Origin of the sequence: Labedella gwakjiensis, assembly GCF_003014675.1 — a bacterium.
Taxonomy (GTDB): Bacteria; Actinomycetota; Actinomycetes; order Actinomycetales; family Microbacteriaceae; genus Labedella; species Labedella gwakjiensis.
In genome coordinates this window covers 479,529-497,050 of sequence record NZ_PYAU01000001.1, presented here as the reverse complement: position 1 = coordinate 497,050, position 17,522 = coordinate 479,529, and the positions used below count along the sequence as shown (strand labels likewise).

Sequence of the window (17,522 nt, the reverse complement as noted above, 5' to 3'; positions counted from 1 at the left end):
CTAACGGATCGCTTCAGCGGCCTTTCGGGGGTTGTGGGCCTCTCGTGCACTGATTTCTACGCAGTGTAGAAATCATCCGTCGCGGTCTACTAGCGTTGCCTCGTGTCCGACTCCTCGTCTTCGACGTCCCGCGGCCCGCGTCCGGTCGCCCCTCCGACCGTCCATCGACTCTCTCGCGAGGTCGTGCGTGCGCTGTCGTCGCTGCGCCTCGACCCGGCGGAGGGCGAGGACAGGCCGAGGGTCGTCGTCGCGGTGAGCGGGGGAGCCGACTCGCTCGCTCTCGCCGCAGCCACGGCCCACGCAGCGTCCGAGATCGGGATCCGGCCGATCGCCACGATCGTCGATCATGGGCTACAGCCCGCATCGACGGAGGTCGCGCAGCGGGCGGCGGATGCGGTCCGCTCGCTCGGTCTCGATGCCGAGGTCGTGTCGGTCGTCGTCGACGGCGGCGGAGGACCGGAGGCCGCCGCGCGGTCCGCGCGCTACGAGGCGCTCGACGACGCGGCCGAGCGGTGGGACGCCTCGGCCGTCCTCCTCGGCCACACGCTCGACGACCAAGCGGAGACCGTGCTCCTCGGCCTCGCGCGCGGTTCGGGTTCGGGAAGCCTCAAGGGCATGGCCGAGGTGACGGGGCGACTCATCCGCCCCTTCCTCTCCGTCCGGAGATCCGAGACGCGGGCCGCGGTCGCGGAACTGGGCGTCGAACCGTGGGAGGACCCCCACAACACCGACGACTCCTTCGCCCGCGTGCGGGTGCGCACACGCGTGCTGCCCGTTCTCGAGGCCGAGCTCGGGCCGGGTATCGCCGAGGCCCTCGCCCGCACGGCGGAGCAGGCGAGAGAGGACGCCGAGGCGTTCGACGAGATGATCGAGGAGTTCATCGAGGAGATCTGCGAGCCGGCGGAGGCCGGGCTCTCTGTGGATGTCGGCCCGCTCTCCGCCAACCCCGCGGCGCTCCGCCATCGCATCATCCGCCTGGTCGCGCGTGGGGAGTTCGGCGTGTCCCTCTCGCGGACCCACACCCTCGCGATCGCGGCTCTGGTGACGGATTGGCACGGACAGGGGCCCGTCGACGTACCCGGGATCCGCGTCTCCCGCAACGGGCGGAGGCTCCATTTCGCCGCCGCGGAGAGCGGTGCGACACTGCTGGAATGAGCACTCAGATCGAGAAGGCGGAGCTCCTTCGTTCCCTCCACGTCCCCGGCGACCCCCTCATCCTCACGAACGTGTGGGACGCCATCAGCGCCACCACTGTGGCGCGAGCGCCGGGCGTCCGCGCCCTCGCGAGCGCGAGCCACTCCATCTCCAACGCCCGCGGCTACGAGGACGGCGAAGGCATGCCGGTCGACGAGGCCCTCGACTCCATCCGACGCATCGTCGCGGCCGTCGACCTGCCGGTCACCGCCGACTTCGAGAAGGGGTACGCCGACGACCCCGAGGGCGTTCGCGCCAACGTGATCCGCCTCATCGAGACCGGCGCGGTCGGCATCAACATCGAGGACAGCGTCGGAGCGGAGAAGGCCCCCACGTTCCCGATCGAGGCCGCCGCAGCGCGCGTGGCCGCGGCCCGAGCGGCAGCCGAGGAGACCGGCATCCCGATCGTCATCAACGCCCGCGTCGACACCCTCGCCGGCGGAGGGGAGTGGGACGACGCCGTCGCCCGCGCCAACGCGTACCTGGACGCCGGAGCCGACGTCATCTTCTTCCTCGGACTCTCCGACGAGGCGAAGGTGGAGCGCGCTCTCGCCGAGGTCCACGGCAAGATCTCGGTGATCGGCCACCCCGGAGCCGTTCCCCTGAAGCGGCTCGCCGAACTCGGCGTCAGCCGTGTCAGCTTCGGCCCGTTCGCCCTCGGTGCGGCTCTCGCGAACCTGCAGCGCACCGCCGCGACGGTCACGGCCCACGGCGACTACCCCGACGACCTCGGCTTCGAGTTCGGTCTCTGACCCGGCTCCTCCGTCGACCACCACCCGCGAGGTGTCGTGATGTGTTGCTGTTCCGGTCGGAATCGCAACCGGATACGACACCTCGCGGGCATTTTCCGGTGTCGGTGTCGGCCTAGACTCAGAGCATGGAATCGAGCGACATTCGCGACGAACTGACCGACATCCTCGTGACCGAGACGCGGATCCAGGACAAGCTGCGTGAGCTCGCCGCTCGGATCGACGAGGACTACGAGGGTAAGGACGTCCTTCTCGTCGGCGTCCTCAAGGGCGCGGTCATGGTGATGGCCGACCTGGCGCGTTCGCTGCGCAACCACGTCGAGATGGACTGGATGGCCGTGAGCTCGTACGGGGCCGGCACGAAGTCGAGCGGCGTCGTCCAGATCCGCAAGGACCTCGACTCCGACCTCACGGGTCGTCATGTCCTGATCGTCGAGGACATCATCGATTCAGGGCTCACGCTCTCGTGGCTGCTCGAGAACTTCGCCTCGCGCGGGGCCGCGTCCATCGAGGTCTGTGCGCTCCTCCGCAAGCCCGACGCCGCCAAGGTCGAGATCGACTGCAAGTACGTGGGCTTCGACATCCCGAACGAGTTCGTCGTGGGCTACGGACTCGACTTCGCTGAGCGGTACCGCAACCTGCGCGATGTGGCGGTCCTCGCCCCGCACGTCTACTCCTGACACGCCACGGCCGGCTCTCTGTCCGCCTACGGGGAACATGGAGGCGGCGCCCAGCGCCGTGCCGCTAATCTTGAGGCCTGAGGGCGCCAGCGCGCCTGTGTCACCGGCTGTCAGAAAGGTGTCGGGCCGAGCTGCCCGTCAACACTATGGACTTCAAGCGCATCTTCAAAGGCCCACTGCCTTACATCCTGCTCGCCGTATTGGTGTTCTGGATCGGGTCGAGCCTGCTCAACATCGGCGGCTTCAAGGAGATCTCGACGCAGGAGGGCCTCCAGCTCCTCAAGGGCGACACCGTCTCGGAGGCCGTGCTCACGCAGGGCGACAACCGGGTCGACCTCACCCTCAACAAGGCCGACGGCGAGAACGGCACGATGGTGCAGTTCTACTTCCTCGACGCGCGATCCGAGGCCGTCGTCGATGCTGTCGATGCGGCCAATCCGTCCGATGGCTTCAACGACGAGGTCCCGCAGCAGAGCTTCTGGGGCTCGCTGCTCACGATCCTGCTCCCGCTGCTCCTCATCGGCGTCTTCTTCTGGATCATGCTCTCGAGCATGCAGGGTGGCGGCGGCAAGGTCATGCAGTTCGGCAAGTCCAAGGCGAAGCTCGTGTCGAAGGAATCGCCCAAGGTGACGTTCGACGACGTGGCCGGCAGCGACGAGGCGATCGAGGAACTCGAGGAGATCAAGGACTTCCTCAAGGAGCCCGCGAAGTTCCAGGCCGTCGGTGCACGCATCCCGAAGGGCGTGCTCCTGTACGGCCCTCCCGGAACGGGCAAGACGCTCCTCGCCCGCGCTGTCGCCGGTGAGGCCGGCGTTCCCTTCTACTCCATCTCCGGCTCCGACTTCGTCGAGATGTTCGTGGGTGTCGGCGCCAGCCGTGTGCGCGACCTCTTCCAGCAGGCCAAGGAGAACTCACCGGCCATCATCTTCGTCGACGAGATCGATGCCGTCGGTCGCCACCGCGGCGCCGGAATGGGAGGCGGCCACGACGAGCGCGAGCAGACGCTCAACCAGCTCCTCGTGGAGATGGACGGCTTCGACCCCAAGACGAACGTCATCCTCATCGCGGCCACCAACCGTCCGGACATCCTCGACCCCGCTCTCCTGCGTCCCGGTCGTTTCGACCGCCAGATCGGCGTCGATGCCCCCGACCTCGTCGGCCGCAAGAAGGTGCTCGAGGTGCACGGCAAGGGCAAGCCCCTCGCCCCGAGCGTCGACCTCGACGTGGTCGCCCGCAAGACCCCTGGCTTCACCGGTGCCGATCTTGCGAACGTGCTCAACGAGGCCGCCCTGCTGACCGCCCGCTCCAACGCGCAGCTCATCGACAACCGTGCGCTCGACGAGGCCATCGACCGTGTGATCGCCGGCCCGCAGCGACGCACCCGCATCATGCGCGACCACGAGAAGCTCATCACGGCCTACCACGAGGGCGGGCACGCGCTCGCCGCGGCGGCCATGCGCAACACGGACCCGGTCACGAAGGTGACGATCCTCCCGCGTGGGCGCGCCCTCGGCTACACGATGGTCATCCCGATCGAGGACCGCTACTCCGTGACGCGCAACGAGCTGCTCGACCAGCTCACCTACGCGATGGGCGGCCGTGTGGCGGAGGAACTCGTCTTCCACGACCCCACCACGGGTGCGTCGAACGACATCGAGAAGGCGACGGGCATCGCGCGCAAGATGGTGACCGAGTACGGCATGACGACCGACGTCGGGCCCGTCAAGCTCGGCCAGTCGTCCGGCGAGGTCTTCCTCGGCCGCGACATGGGTCACCAGCGCGACTACTCGGAGGAGATCGCCCAGCGGGTGGACGGCCAGGTCCGTGAGCTCCTCGAGCAGGCGCACAACGAAGCGTTCCAGGTGATCAGCGACAACCGCGACATCCTGGATCGTCTCGCGGGCGACCTCCTCGAGCACGAGACGCTCGATCACAACCAGCTCGCGGAGATCTTCAAGGACGTCCGGAAGCTCCCCGAGAGGCCGCAGTGGCTGTCGAGTGCCGACCGGCCCGTGAGCGATCGACCGCCGATCGCCGTTCCGCGTCCGAAGGCCCCCATCTCGCCGGACGCGACGGACGGCGGTGTCAGCTCGGAGCCGGAGTCGACGCCCGCGCGCAGCCCGCAGATCAACCCGCGACCGGCGACGGCGTAGCCCCATGGCGGATGTCGACCGCCGCAGGATCGAGTCCGCGGTGACGGAGCTGCTGCTCGCGATCGGGGAGGATCCCGGCCGCGACGGGCTGGAGTCGACGCCCCAACGTGTGGCGGAGGCCTACGCGGAGTTCTTCGGCGGCGTCGGGGCCGATCCCCTCGAACACCTCCGAGAGACGATCCCGACCGGCTCGCCCGACGCCGTCGGCCAGCTCACGGGGGAGACGGTGATCGTGCGCGACATCGCCTTCCGCTCGGTGTGCGAGCACCACCTCCTGCCGTTCGTCGGCGTCGCCCACATCGCCTACATCCCCGGCGACGCGGTCGTGGGCCTCGGGCGGCTTCCGCGCGTCGTCGACACGCTCGCATCGAGGCCGCAGGTGCAGGAACGGCTCACCGAGCAGATCGCCGGAGCGATCGACGAGGGTCTCGCACCGCGCGGGGTCCTCGTGGTGCTCGACGCGAGTCACCAGTGCGTCACCACCAGGGGCGCGCGCCAGACCGCCTCGTCGACGGTCACGGTCGCGAGCCGCGGCGACCTCCGGTCCGGCTCGGCCCGTTCCGACGTCATCGCGCTCATCGGCGCGGGTGTCCAGGGCCGATCATGAGCGATGGTGCGGCGCGGGGCACCCGGATCATGGGCGTGCTCAACGTGACGCCCGACTCGTTCAGCGACGGCGGACTCTACGCCGAGACGGGCGACGCGATCGCCCACGGGCGGGCGCTCGTGGCGGACGGCGCCGATATCGTGGACGTGGGGGGCGAGTCGACACGACCGGGGGCGTCGCGGGTCGCGCTCGACGAGGAGCTCCGCCGCATCCTCCCCGTGGTCGAGTCCCTCGCGGCCGACGGTGTCACCGTGTCCGTCGACACCATGAATGCGGCGACCGCTCGGGCCGCCGTCGGTGCCGGTGCGACGATCGTCAACGACGTGTCCGGTGGGCTCGCCGACCCCGACATGAACGCGACGGTCGCCGAGCTCACGGCCTCCTACGTCATCAGCCACTGGCGGGGCCACAGCACGGTGATGGAGGACCGTGCGCACTATGACGACGTCGTGCTCGAGGTGGTCCGCGAGCTGGGTGGTCAGGCGAGAGCGGCGGTCGCCGCCGGGGTGGCTCCGGAACGGATCGTCATCGACCCTGGGCTCGGCTTCGCCAAGCGCGGCGCGCACAACTGGGCGCTGCTCGCGCATCTCGACGCCCTGGCCGGGCTCGGCTTCCCCGTGATGGTCGGCGCGTCCCGGAAGCGGTTCCTGGGCGAGCTCGTGGGCGCGGCGGGTTCCGTGGAGGATCGCGACCTCCCGACGGCCGTGCTGAGCGCGCTGCTCGCCGACGACGTCTGGGCCGTCCGCGTCCACGACGTGGCGGCGAGCCGTCTCGCGCTCGACACCGCTGCAGCCCTGTCCGCACACCGCTCCGAACCGACCCTCATGACAGAGTTGTGACGTGACCACACCCCTCGACACGATCAGCCTCGTCGGACTGCGCGTCCACGCCCACCACGGCGTGTTCGACTTCGAGCGCGAGAACGGCCAGACGTTCATCATCGACGTGACCGTGCATCTCGACGCCCATCCCGCAGCAGCGGGAGACGACCTCGCGAGCACTGTGCACTACGGCGAGCTCGCGGAACGCGTCGTCGCCGCCGTGACCACGGACCCCGTCGACCTCATCGAGACGGTCGCCGAGCGCGTCGCGTCCGTCGCTCTGGAGTGGGCGGCGGTCCTCCGAGTGGACGTGGCCGTGCACAAGCCCGACGCGCCCATCGACGCGGAATTCGCCGATGTGGTGGTGCGGATCACGCGCGCACGGGAGAGCGGATCGTGACGCCGATCGCCGGACCGATCGTGCACGATCCGATCCGCCGCGGCGGACCGGAGCGCCTCGTGATCGCCCTCGGCAGCAACCTGGGCGACAGGCGTGCGATTCTGACCGAGGCGGCCGAGCGGATCGCCGCCATCCCCGGCGTCTTCGTGCGCGCCGTGTCGACGTTCATCGAATCGGTCGCCGTGCGCACGAGCGGGCCGGACGAGTCGGCGCCCCCGTACCTCAACGGCGTGCTCGTGGGGCACACGTACCTCGAACCGCACCGTCTCCTCGCCGCCACGGCGGCGATCGAGGACGAGCTGGGACGCACCCGGGCGGAACGATGGGGCGACCGGACCATCGACATCGACCTCATCGAGGTGGGGGGTCGCCGCGTGAACGACGAGCGGCTCACGCTCCCGCACCCTCGAGCGGGCGAACGCGACTTCGTGCTCGCGCCGTGGCTCGAGGTGGAGCCGTCGGCCGTCCTCACCGGCCGCGGTCGCGTCGACGAGCTGCTCGCGACTCTGCGGGGAGCGTCCGAATGACCCGGACCACTCCCGGCCCGCTTTTCTTCCTCGCCCTCGGCGGCTTCATCGTCGGCTTCCTCCTCGACCTGTGGACGGCGTCGCGCGGCGCCGCCACGATCGTGCCGCCGCTCTCGTTCTCGCTGACCCTCGTGGTGGTCGGCGCGATCGTCGTGGGGTTCGCCGTGCCCATCCACCGACGGGTGCGTGGTCGGTCGGATCGGTCCATCGACCCGTTCCAGGCGACGCGTGTCGTCTCCCTCGCGAAGGCGTCGAGCCTCGCCGGTGCGCTCCTCTCGGGCTTCGGTCTCGGCATCCTCGCCTTCCTCCTCTCCCGCTCGACACTGCCCGGGATAGCATCGTTATGGCTGGCCGTCGCGGCCACAGTGGGGGCCGTGGTCCTCACTGTCGCGGGGCTCGTCGCCGAACGCCTGTGCACGCTGCCGAAAGATGACGATGACGAACCCCCCGCCGGAGCCCCAGCCAGCTGACCACTCGAACCCCGCGGACCCTGCGGCCCACTCGAACCCCGCGGCGTTGGATGCGGGGGAGCCCAAGCCAGCTGACCACCCGAACCCCGCGGCGTTGGATGCGGGGGAGCCCAAGCCAGCTGACCTCTCGAACCCCGCGGCCCACTCGAACCCCGCGGCGTTGGATGCGGGGGAGCCCCAGCCAGCTGACCACTCGAACCCCGCGGCGTTGGACGCGCGGGCGTATATGTCTGCGGATCCTGACGTCACGAACCCGGATCACCCCGATACGCTCGCCGGGGCGCTCGCCACTCCCGTCGCGGCCCCGGAGCCCGCTGAGGAGAAGCCTGGCCGCCTCGAGATCACGGGTGAGTGGCGGCGAGTGTCCCCCCGCGCGATCACCATCGACCTCATCGGTGAGGGCGTCGCGGTGGTGATCGTGGCCGTGCTCGCCGTCGTGCTCTGGTCGTTCATCGAGCAGCCGTGGCCGCTCATCGTCGGCGGCGCCATCGTCCTCGTCACACTCATCACGGCGGCGTTCGTCCCTCGCCGCATCCGATCGATCGGGTACCTGCTGAGGGAGGACGACCTGCTGTTCCGACGCGGCATCATGTGGCAGCGCTTCGTCGCCGTGCCGTACGGCCGGATGCAGCTCGTGGACATCAACAGGGGACCGCTCGCCCGCGCCTTCGGACTCGCCGAGCTCAAGTTCGTCACCGCGTCACCCGCGGCCGGCGTCACGATCCCCGGACTTCCCCTCGAGGAGGCCGAGGGTCTGCGCGACCACCTCGTCTCGGTCGCCGAGAGTCGGCGGACGGGCCTATGAGCGACGCCGGAGCGCCGCAGCCAGCACCCGATCAGCCGATCCCCGAGGCTGGGCGGATCGCGCGCGAGAGGGTTCTCGCGGGCGGCACCCTCGCCGACGGCGAGTGGCACCGGCTCCATCCCGCGACCCCGCTGCTGCGCGGCGGGATCGCCTTCATCGCGATCCTCGGCATCGTCATCGCGAACCTGCGCGAGCGTCTCGTGGAGATGTTCCTGCCGCAGTTCGCCGGGGACTACCGCTACGACGGTGAGGACTACGACCCGATCACCTACACGCTCAACCACGGCTACGTCGGGTGGGTGCTCCTCGGGCTGCTCGTCTTCCTCCTTCTCGTCATCGGGGCGTTCTTCCTCTCGTGGCGCATGCACAGCTTCCGCGTGACGGACGAGGCCGTCGAGGTGCGCAGCGGCATCCTCTTCCGCACGCATCGCAAGGCGAAACTCGACCGGGTCCAGGGCGTCGGGCTCTCGAAGCCGTTTCTCCCTCGCCTGTTCGGCGCGGCCCGCCTCGACGTGAACGTGGCCGGTCAGTCCGCCGACGTGAAGCTCGAGTACCTGTCGACGACGCCGGCCGAGAAGCTTCGCCGCGACGTTCTCACGCTCGCCTCGGGCGCGCGACTGGCCGAGGGGGAGGCGCCGCTCGCCGGCGCCGGTCCCGCCGGAACGGTGGCGGCGGGCGACGGAATGATCACCCGACACGTCGTCGAGACGGCCAACGACTTCCTGTCGCCTGAGCTGCCGGACGACCAGGCTCCGCCCGAATCCATCGTGCGCATCCCCGTGGGCCGGTTGGTGGCCTCGACCGTGGTGAACGAGGGCACGGTGTTCGTGATCGCCCTGATCGTGTTCGGCATCGTGATGATCTCGAACGGGAACACCTGGGTCATCTTCACGCTCATCCCTGCTCTGCTCGGCATCGTGAGCTACTACTGGTCCGCCATCACGAAGTCGCTGCGCTACTCGATCGCCGGCACGCCGAGCGGTGTGCGGATCGGCTTCGGGCTGCTGTCCACCAGCAACGACACGCTGCCACCCGGACGCGTCCACGCCGTGCAGATCTCGCAGCCGCTGCTGTGGCGACCCTTCGGATGGTGGCAGGTGAAGATCAACAAGGCCGGTCTGTCCGCCGAAGCCGCGGCGGGAGGGAAGGGCAACACCACGATCCTCCCCGTCGGGACCCTGCGCGACGCCACAGCCGTGGTCCAGCTCATGCTCGACGGCGCTGACGTGGACTCGACGTATGAGCAGGTCGAGTCCGCGATGATGCGACCGGGCGAGAGCGGATTCGTTCTCGCGCCGAAGCGCGCGCGCATCCTCGATCCGATCGCGTGGCGCCGGACGGGATACGCGCTGCGCCCCAGTCTCCTCGTCTTCCGAACCGGTGTCTTCTGGAGGAAACTCGTGATCCTTCCTCTCGCCCGCATCCAGAGCGTGCAGATCTCGCAGGGACCGGTGGAGCGCCTGCTCCGCCTGTCGTCCGCTCGCGTGCACACCGTGATCGGTCCCGTGTCGGCGGTGCTCCCGACCATCGCGAAGGACGAGGCCGCGTTGCTCTTCGAGCGCGCCTCGGCGGCGGCCGTGGATGCGGCGGCGCACGACCACAGCCACCGCTGGGCATCGGAGACACGATGAACGCGCGTGCGGGACGACTCGGCGTCGGCGTGCTCGGTGCCGGGCGCGTCGGGCCGGTTCTCGGCGCCGCGCTCGCCGGCGCCGGACACGCGGTGGTCGGAGTCTCGGCGGTCTCGGAGGACAGCAGGGAACGCGCGGAGACGATCCTCCCCGGCGCCCCGATCCTGACGATCCCGGAGCTCGTGGAGCGCTCGGAACTCGTGATCATCGCGATCCCCGACGAGGAGATCGCGCCGCTCGTGGCCGGGCTCGCAGCGGCCGGTGTCTGGCAGCCCGGCCAGCTCGTGGCTCACACCTCCGCTCGGTTCGGCACCGATGTGCTGCGACCGGCCCAGCTCGCCGGGGCAATCCCCCTCGCCCTGCACCCCGCCATCGCATTCACGGGCACGTCCCTCGATCTCGCGAGGCTGCGCGAGAGCTACTTCGCCGTGACCGCTCCGTCACCCGTCCTCCCGATCGCACAGGCGCTCGTCATGGAGATGGGGGCGGAGCCCGTGGTTGTGGCCGAGGACGACCGTCCTGCCTACGCCGAGGCGATCGCCACGGCGACGGAGTTCTCCCGGTCGATCGTCGCGCAGTCGAGCGCGATCCTCGCGACCATCGGCGTGGACAACCCCGGCGCGTACCTGTCGTCCCTCGTGCGGAGTGCGGTCGACAACGCGCTCGCCTCGCCCGGTTCCGCATCGATCGCCCCGGAGATCGACGGGGCCGGTCCGTTCGACTGACGGAACCTCCCGTTTACCTTCCCTCGATATCGTGTGGCCACCTGCCCCCGACCGGCAGGACGGTCGCGCCTCATCCCGACGCCGATCGATGCCCTGACCGAGAGGGAGACGGATGGCGAAGAACGACGCGTCCGCGAAGACATCGACGAAGAAGAAGACCGCCGAGGACAAGGCGGAGCGCAAAGCCGTCACACGAGCGGTGATCGCCGAGGCCGAGCGGGCCGCCGCCGAGGACGACCGCTTGGAGAAGGCAGCGCGCAAGGCCAAGGAGAAGGCGAAGGCTGCGAAGGCCGCCACGAAGGCCGAGGAGCGCGCGAAGGCTGAGAAGGCCGAGCGGAAGGCCAAGGAGAAGGCGAAGGCTGCGAAGGCCGAGAAGAAGGCCGAGGAGCGCGCGAAGGCTGAGAAGGCCGAGAAGAAGGCCAAGGAGCGCGCGAAGGCCGAGAAGGCCGAGAAGAAGGCCAAGCAGAGGGCGAAGGCCGAGAAAGCGGAGCGGAAGGCACGCGAGAAGGCCGAGCGGGCTCGCGCCGAGAAGGCGGCACGCGAGGAGGCCGCCGCCGTCGCGCGTGCAGCGGCCGAGAGGGCGCGCCGCCTCGCCGTGACGGAGGCTGCCGTCGAGTCCCTCGCGGAGGCGACCGCCCCGACCGGTCCGGTGCCCAACGCGACGTGGACGGTCGCCCGCCTGCGATCCTTCGCCCGGTCGCGCGGATTCACCTCCCTGTCGCGCAAGCGGAAGCAAGAACTCCTGGACCTCTTCCCCGAGGCCCCGCGTGACGTCTGAACCGTCATCGCCCGGCCCGTCGGTACCGGGTACGGATCCATCCTCCGCACAGCTCGCCGCTCTGTCACGTGCCGCCCTCGCCCCCGACCCGCGGACGCTCGTCGACATCCTGCGCGACTCGGCCGCCCGGTTCCCCGACGCGTCGGCACTCGACGACGGCGCCGTCTCCCTGAGCTACCGCGAGCTGCTCGCGCACGCGATCCGCGTCGCCGCGGTGCTCTCGGATGCCGGCGTCCGCCGCGGAGACCGAGTCGGGATCCGCATGCAGTCGGGCCGGCGACAGCTGTACATCGCGATCCTCGGCGTCCTCGTGGCCGGGGCAGCGTACGTTCCCGTCGACGCGGACGACCCGGAGGAGCGCGCGACCCTCGTGTTCGGCGAGGCCGACGTCGTCGGCATCCTCGAGGGAGAGGGAGTCTTCGTCCCGCGGGCAGCAGGGCGCGCCGACGGCATGGAGACGCCGGAGGTCCTGCCGGTCGACGACCACCCCGTCACCGACACGGCGGCGCTCGCCGTCGTGGCGCCTCCGCGTCCGTCCGACGACGCGTGGATCATCTTCACCTCAGGATCGACGGGAGTGCCGAAGGGCGTCGCGGTGAGCCACCGCTCGGCCGCGGCCTTCGTCGACGCGGAGGCCCGCATCTTCCTCTCCGAGGAGCCGATCGGACCGGACGACCGCGTGCTCGCGGGACTCTCGGTCGCGTTCGACGCCTCGTGCGAGGAGATGTGGCTCGCGTGGGCGCACGGCGCCTGCCTCGTGCCCGCGCCCCGCTCGCTCGTGCGCAGCGGCGTGGACCTCGGACCCTGGCTCGTCGCGCGCGGCGTGACGATCGTCTCGACCGTTCCGACGCTCGCCGCGCTGTGGCCGGCAGAGTCACTCGAGAACGTGCGGCTGCTCATCTTCGGCGGCGAAGCGTGCCCGCCCGAACTCGCGGAGAGGCTCGCCGTCGACGGGCGCGAGGTCTGGAACACCTACGGCCCGACGGAGGCGACGGTCGTCGCGTGCGCCGCGCCCCTCGGAGGCCCGGGTCCGGTGCGCATCGGTCTGCCCCTCGACGGCTGGGACCTCGCCGTCGTGGACGCCGACGGCAACCGCGTCGTCGAGGGCGAGGTGGGCGAACTCGTGATCGGCGGAGTCGGCCTCGGGCGCTACCTCGACGCGGCGAAGGACGCCGAGAAGTACGCACCGGCTCCGACCCTCGGTTGGGATCGCGCCTACCGGAGCGGAGACCTCGTGCGCTTCGAGGTCGAGGGACTCGTGTTCCAGGGGCGCGTCGACGACCAGGTGAAGGTCGGCGGTCGACGCATCGAGCTCGGAGAGATCGAGGCGTCGCTCCAGTCGCTGCCCGGAGTCGCAGGGGCCGCTGCGGCCGTCCGTTCCTCCTCCTCAGGCTCTCCCGTGCTCGTCGGTTATCTGGCCGTTCCGGACCGCTCTGCCTTCGACCGCGCGGCGGCGATCGCCTCGCTTCGGGCCGAACTCCCCGCCGCCCTCGTCCCCGTGCTCGCGCTCGTCGATGAGCTGCCGACCCGCACCTCCGGCAAGGTCGACAAGGCCGCGCTGCCCTGGCCGCTCCCCGTCGAGGAGGCCGCATCGGACGCGCTTCCCGAGGGGATGCGCCTGCTCGCCCAGGACTGGACGGCCGTGCTCGGCGTGCCCGTCCCCTCGGCCGAGGCCAATTTCTTCGACCTCGGAGGCGGGTCGCTCGCCGCGGCACAGCTCGTGACGCGCGTGCGCTCGCGCGACCCGGAGTTCACCGTCGCCGACGTCTACGCCCTGCCTCGGCTCGGCGCCATGGCCGAGGCTCTCGACGAACGCGACGACGAGGACCGCGGACGCGGGCGTCCCACCGACTTCCACCGCGTGGAACCGACGCCGCGGGCGATGGGCGTCTTCCAGACCGTTGTGAGCCTGCCCGTCGCGTCGCTCGCCGCGGCGCGCTGGCTCTCCGCCCTCCTCGCGATCGGCTGGGTGCTGGGACGCCTCGGGCTGGCCGGCCCTCTCCCGCGCGCCGACACCTGGGTCGTGGCGGTCCTCGTGATCCTCTTCGTCACACCGATCGGACGGATGCTGCTCACGGTGCTGGCCGCGCGGACGCTCCTCGCCGGCGTCCGGCCGGGAGACTATCCGCGCGGAGGGTCGGTGCATCGCCGGATCTGGACGACCGAGGCGATCGCGCACGCCCTCGGAGGCGTCGGACTGTCGGGCGCTCCGTTCGTCGTCGCGTATGGACGGCTCCTCGGAGCCCGCATCGCGCGAGACGTGACCCTTCACTCCCTGCCTCCCCTCACGGGCATGCTGACGATCGGGGAGGGAGCTTCGGTGGAGCCCGAGGTCGATCTCTCGGGCTACTGGATCGACGGCGACATCCTCCGCGTCGGGGCCGTGCGCATCGGCGCCGGGAGTGTCATCGGAGCGCGGAGCGCGCTGCTCCCCGGCACCCGGATCGGTCGCGACGCCCAGATCGAGCCGGCGTCCGCCGTGTTCGGCCGCGTTCGGGCCGGCCAGCGGTGGGCGGGATCGCCCGCCGTCCGCGTGGGACGCGCACGGCGATGGTGGCCCGAGTCGCCCCCTCCGCGCGGCCGTGGCTGGTGGTGGGTGTATGCGACGTCGAGCTCGCTCCTCGCCCTCCTCCCGTCCGTCGCGCTCGTGGCCGGGGGAGCCGTCCTCCTCCCCGCGATCGACGGAGCATCGTCGATCGCCGAGGCGGGGCTCCGCGCCCTGCTCCTCGTGGTTCCCGCGACCATCGTGGCCGGACTCGTCCTCGCGACCCTCATCGTCCTGGTCACCCGAGCGCTCGGTCTCGGGCTCTCGGAGGGCGTGTATCCGGTGCGGAGCCGTCAGGGCTGGCAGGTCTGGGCGACGGAGCGGCTTCTCGACCTCTCCCGCACGATCCTCTTCCCGCTGTACTCGAGCCTCTTCACCCCCGTGTGGCTGCGTCTGCTCGGAGCGGAGGTCGGCCGCGATGTCGAAGCGTCGACCGTCCTGCTCATCCCTCGCATGACGACGATCAGAGACGGCGCGTTCCTCGCGGACGACACCCTCGTGGCCTCGTACGAGCTGGGCGGCGGGTACGTGAGCATCGGTCGGGTCGAGATCGGTCGCCGATCCTTCCTCGGCAACTCGGGCATGGTGGCCGGCGGCCGGCGGATCCACCGCGACAGCCTCGTCGCCGTGCTGTCCGTCGCTCCCCGCAAGTCGAAGGCAGGCTCGTCCTGGCTCGGATCGCCGACGGTGCGTCTCCGACGCACACCGGCAGACGTCGACGACGCGCTGACCTTCTCGCCGCCGGCGCGGCTCCGGGCGGCTCGAGCCTTCTGGGAGCTGGCGCGTATCGTGCCGGTGATCGCGACGGTGGCCATCGGGCTGCTCGTGCTCTGGACGCTGGCTCTCCTGATCGAGATGATCGGCCTCGTCCCGGCCCTCGTGCTCGGCGGCGCCGTCATGATCGCGGCCGGAGCCGTGGCCGCCGCCCTGACGAGTGCCGCGAAGTGGACCCTCGTCGGCCGGATCCGCGCGGGTGAGCACCCCCTGTGGTCGTCGTTCATCTGGCGGAGCGAGCTCGCCGACACCTTCACGGAGATGGCAGCGGCCCCCTGGTTCGCGAACGGAGCGGCTGGAACGCCGGCGCTCGTCACCTGGCTCCGTTCCCTCGGTGCGCGGATCGGCCGCGGAGTGTGGTGCGAGAGCTACTGGTTGCCGGAGGCCGACCTCGTCACACTCGGCGACGGATCGACCGTCAACAGGGGATGCGTCGTGCAAACGCACCTGTTCCATGATCGAATCATGAGCATGGACCATGTGACCCTCGGTGCCGGAGCCACGCTCGGACCCCACAGCGTGGCGCTCCCCGCCGCGATCGTGGGAGATCACTCGACGATCGGGCCGTCGTCGCTCGTCATGCGGGGAGAGACGGTTCCGGACGGCGGACGCTGGAGCGGGAACCCGATCGGACCGTGGCGCGACGTCGTGGTCGGCGACTACCACGCGGCGCCGGCGACCCGATGATCACGGGGAAGACGACGCCCGCAGGATCCGACCCGTACGTCCCGAAGAACGGGAACGCAGGGCTCACCGTCGAGCGCTACGAGCTCGAGCTCGACTACAGGCTCGCCACCAACCGACTGAGCGGTATCGCGCGACTCGACGTGCTCGCCACGTCGGACCTCGCGCGCTTCACCCTCGACCTGTCGCGGCTGTCCGCGTCCGCCGTGCGCATCGACGGCGCGCGTGCGGCGAACCACAGCCAGTCGGCGCACAAGCTCACGGTGACACCGCAGCGCCTCATCGAGGCGGGGACGCGTTTCCGCGTCACGATCGAATACGCCGGCGCACCGCGCCCGCGATCGAGCACATGGGGTCCCGTCGGGTGGGAGGAGCTCGCCGACGGTGTCATCGTCGCGTCGCAGCCGAGCGGCGCGTCGACGTGGTTCCCCTGCAACGACGTGCCGTCCGACAAGGCGACGTACTCCATCCAGCTGACCACGGAGGCGCCGTACACGGTGGTCTGCAACGGTCGCCTCGTGAGCCGCACCGTGCGCTCCGGCCGTGCGACGTGGCTCTTCGAGCAGGACGAACCGACGGCGACCTACCTGGCCACCGTTCAGATCGGCCGATACTCGGTGGTGGAGGCCGACTGGGACGGTGTTCCCGGACGCATCGTGTTCCCCGCGTCGATCCGCCGCAGCGTGCTGGCCGATCTCGTCGACGTGCCGCGGATGATGGCGGTCTTCCAGCGGGCCTTCGGTCCGTACCCCTTCACGGGATACGCCGTCGTCGTGACGGAGGACGTTCTGGAGATCCCGCTCGAGGCGCAGTCCCTCGCCATCTTCGGCTCGAACCACCTCACGGGGACGGGGGAGTGGGAGCGACTCGTCGCCCACGAACTCGCCCACCAGTGGTTCGGCAACGCCGTGGGTGTGGCCGAGTGGCGGCACATCTGGCTCAATGAGGGCTTCGCCTGCTACGCCGAATGGGTGTGGTCGGAGGCCTCGGGAGGCGCGTCGGCCGACGTGCTCGCGCGCGAGCACTACGCCCGGCTGGCGGGTTCGGCGTCCGACATCGTCTTGAGCGACCCGGGCGCCCGCGACATGTTCGACGACCGTGTCTACAAGAGGGGCGCGTTGACGCTCCACGCCCTACGACTCGCTGTGGGGGACGAGCTGTTCTTCGACATCGTGCGCCGGTGGGTGGGCGAACACCGTCACGACGTCGTGACGACGGCGGACTTCCGCGACCTCGTATCCCGTGCGTGCTCCGCCGTTCCCGGCGTCGCGGTCGTGGCGCTCGACCGCCTCCTCGATGCCTGGCTCGACGCGACGGCGCTGCCGCCCTACCCCACGGCATCGCCGAGTGCGAGCGTGACGACACATCCGTCGACGACGGCGGAGGACACCGCGTAGAGCGGACCGGCGCCATCGATCGACGCCGTCGTTCCGAGCTCGCCCGGCCGTCCCGCGAGACGGACGCGACGCGGGTCGATCTCGAGGCCACGGCCGTCGGCCTTGACGACGGCCTCGACCGTCGTCCACGCCCTGAGCGCGTCAGCGCCGTCTGCGACCTCGGCCGCCCACGGTCCGGACACGGCGCGGATCGCCACGAACCGGTCGGAACCGCCGGCGATCGGTTCGAGGTCGATTCCCACGACACGATCGGCGACGGCGGCGACGGTCGCCCCGTCGGCGTGCGAGACGCTCGCGTCGAGCGCACCCGGCCGCCCGTCGATCGAGACGAGCGGGCGCCCATGATCGCCGCCGCAGTGAGCGCAGCGAGCGGTGACCGTGACCTCGGACGGATCGATGCCGAGAAGGGCCGCCGCCGCCTCGATGACGAGCCGCCGTCCGTCGGCGCGCCGTTCCTCGGCTGAGCGGAGCGCATCTCCGGAGTGACGGAGCAGCACGACGAAGGGGGCGTCTGCGTCGAAACGAGCGGTGATGTCCCGCGCGCTGCTCGCTGTGCAGTCCCGATCCACCTCCACATCGTGC

At 70.6% G+C, this 17,522-nt stretch carries 16 protein-coding genes; 15 read left to right on the top strand and 1 reads right to left on the bottom strand.

Going from position 1 to position 17,522, the window contains the following annotated elements; all coding sequences use genetic code 11:
* Positions 1-102 precede the first annotated feature (102 nt).
* The 15 genes from tilS to CLV49_RS02230 all read left to right on the top strand — a co-directional run bounded on the left by tilS (position 103) and on the right by CLV49_RS02230 (position 16,940).
* Positions 103-1,155: a tRNA lysidine(34) synthetase TilS gene (tilS, locus tag CLV49_RS02300; RefSeq protein ID WP_424978964.1), complete on the top strand. Its 1,053-nt coding sequence runs from the start codon at positions 103-105 to the stop codon at positions 1,153-1,155.
* On the top strand, positions 1,152-1,946 hold the full coding sequence (locus tag CLV49_RS02295) for an isocitrate lyase/PEP mutase family protein (protein WP_106562089.1): 795 nt from the start codon (positions 1,152-1,154) through the stop codon (positions 1,944-1,946). Before tilS ends, CLV49_RS02295 begins: the two co-directional genes overlap by 4 nt.
* Positions 1,947-2,071: 125 nt before the next feature.
* A complete protein-coding gene (hpt, locus tag CLV49_RS02290) occupies positions 2,072-2,623 on the top strand; it encodes a hypoxanthine phosphoribosyltransferase (protein ID WP_106562088.1) in 552 nt (183 codons plus the stop codon).
* A gap of 146 nt (positions 2,624-2,769) precedes the next feature.
* The gene (ftsH, locus tag CLV49_RS02285; RefSeq protein WP_106562087.1) at positions 2,770-4,776 is read left to right on the top strand and encodes an ATP-dependent zinc metalloprotease FtsH; all 2,007 of its coding nucleotides are present in this window, start codon (positions 2,770-2,772) and stop codon (positions 4,774-4,776) included.
* Positions 4,777-4,780: 4 nt separating this feature from the next.
* Complete coding sequence (gene folE / locus CLV49_RS02280; protein ID WP_106562086.1) at positions 4,781-5,383, top strand: GTP cyclohydrolase I FolE; 603 nt, start codon at positions 4,781-4,783, stop codon at positions 5,381-5,383.
* Positions 5,380-6,222, top strand: a complete 843-nt coding sequence (gene folP, locus CLV49_RS02275; RefSeq protein ID WP_208019896.1) for a dihydropteroate synthase — start codon at positions 5,380-5,382, stop codon at positions 6,220-6,222. The genes folE and folP overlap by 4 nt, the downstream gene beginning before the upstream one ends.
* A gap of 1 nt (position 6,223) precedes the next feature.
* Positions 6,224-6,604: a dihydroneopterin aldolase gene (gene folB / locus CLV49_RS02270; RefSeq protein WP_106562085.1), complete on the top strand. Its 381-nt coding sequence runs from the start codon at positions 6,224-6,226 to the stop codon at positions 6,602-6,604.
* Complete coding sequence (folK, locus tag CLV49_RS02265) at positions 6,601-7,131, top strand: 2-amino-4-hydroxy-6-hydroxymethyldihydropteridine diphosphokinase (RefSeq protein WP_243696762.1); 531 nt, start codon at positions 6,601-6,603, stop codon at positions 7,129-7,131. Before folB ends, folK begins: the two co-directional genes overlap by 4 nt.
* Positions 7,128-7,601, top strand: coding sequence for a DUF3180 domain-containing protein (locus CLV49_RS02260; protein WP_106562084.1), 474 nt, complete (start codon positions 7,128-7,130; stop codon positions 7,599-7,601). Before folK ends, CLV49_RS02260 begins: the two co-directional genes overlap by 4 nt.
* Before the next feature lie 226 nt (positions 7,602-7,827).
* Positions 7,828-8,406, top strand: a complete 579-nt coding sequence (locus CLV49_RS02255; RefSeq protein WP_106562083.1) for a PH domain-containing protein — start codon at positions 7,828-7,830, stop codon at positions 8,404-8,406.
* The gene (locus tag CLV49_RS02250) at positions 8,403-10,037 is read left to right on the top strand and encodes a PH domain-containing protein (RefSeq protein ID WP_106562082.1); all 1,635 of its coding nucleotides are present in this window, start codon (positions 8,403-8,405) and stop codon (positions 10,035-10,037) included. The genes CLV49_RS02255 and CLV49_RS02250 overlap by 4 nt, the downstream gene beginning before the upstream one ends.
* Entirely contained in the window at positions 10,034-10,762 is a 729-nt protein-coding gene (locus CLV49_RS02245; RefSeq protein ID WP_106562081.1) for a Rossmann-like and DUF2520 domain-containing protein, read from the top strand. Before CLV49_RS02250 ends, CLV49_RS02245 begins: the two co-directional genes overlap by 4 nt.
* 112 nt (positions 10,763-10,874) lie before the next feature.
* Positions 10,875-11,540 (top strand): hypothetical protein, encoded by a 666-nt coding sequence (locus CLV49_RS02240; RefSeq protein ID WP_106562080.1) that lies wholly within the window; start codon positions 10,875-10,877, stop codon positions 11,538-11,540.
* Positions 11,530-15,546 (top strand): Pls/PosA family non-ribosomal peptide synthetase, encoded by a 4,017-nt coding sequence (locus tag CLV49_RS02235; RefSeq protein ID WP_106562079.1) that lies wholly within the window; start codon positions 11,530-11,532, stop codon positions 15,544-15,546. Before CLV49_RS02240 ends, CLV49_RS02235 begins: the two co-directional genes overlap by 11 nt.
* A complete protein-coding gene (locus CLV49_RS02230) occupies positions 15,543-16,940 on the top strand; it encodes a M1 family metallopeptidase (RefSeq protein ID WP_106562078.1) in 1,398 nt (465 codons plus the stop codon). Before CLV49_RS02235 ends, CLV49_RS02230 begins: the two co-directional genes overlap by 4 nt.
* Here CLV49_RS02230 and CLV49_RS02225 read toward each other — a convergent pair.
* Positions 16,871-17,509 (bottom strand): 4'-phosphopantetheinyl transferase family protein, encoded by a 639-nt coding sequence (locus CLV49_RS02225; RefSeq protein ID WP_106562077.1) that lies wholly within the window; start codon positions 17,507-17,509, stop codon positions 16,871-16,873. The genes CLV49_RS02230 and CLV49_RS02225 overlap by 70 nt on opposite strands.
* Positions 17,510-17,522 lie beyond the last annotated feature (13 nt).

Coding starts and splice junctions, on each gene's coding strand:
- CLV49_RS02295 (WP_106562089.1), top strand. CDS start 1,152: ATGAGCACTCAGATCGAGAAGGCGGAGCTCCTTCGTTCCCTCCACGTC.
- hpt (WP_106562088.1), top strand. CDS start 2,072: ATGGAATCGAGCGACATTCGCGACGAACTGACCGACATCCTCGTGACC.
- ftsH (WP_106562087.1), top strand. CDS start 2,770: ATGGACTTCAAGCGCATCTTCAAAGGCCCACTGCCTTACATCCTGCTC.
- folE (WP_106562086.1), top strand. CDS start 4,781: ATGGCGGATGTCGACCGCCGCAGGATCGAGTCCGCGGTGACGGAGCTG.
- folP (WP_208019896.1), top strand. CDS start 5,380: ATGAGCGATGGTGCGGCGCGGGGCACCCGGATCATGGGCGTGCTCAAC.
- CLV49_RS02260 (WP_106562084.1), top strand. CDS start 7,128: ATGACCCGGACCACTCCCGGCCCGCTTTTCTTCCTCGCCCTCGGCGGC.
- CLV49_RS02255 (WP_106562083.1), top strand. CDS start 7,828: ATGTCTGCGGATCCTGACGTCACGAACCCGGATCACCCCGATACGCTC.
- CLV49_RS02250 (WP_106562082.1), top strand. CDS start 8,403: ATGAGCGACGCCGGAGCGCCGCAGCCAGCACCCGATCAGCCGATCCCC.
- CLV49_RS02245 (WP_106562081.1), top strand. CDS start 10,034: ATGAACGCGCGTGCGGGACGACTCGGCGTCGGCGTGCTCGGTGCCGGG.
- CLV49_RS02240 (WP_106562080.1), top strand. CDS start 10,875: ATGGCGAAGAACGACGCGTCCGCGAAGACATCGACGAAGAAGAAGACC.
- CLV49_RS02230 (WP_106562078.1), top strand. CDS start 15,543: ATGATCACGGGGAAGACGACGCCCGCAGGATCCGACCCGTACGTCCCG.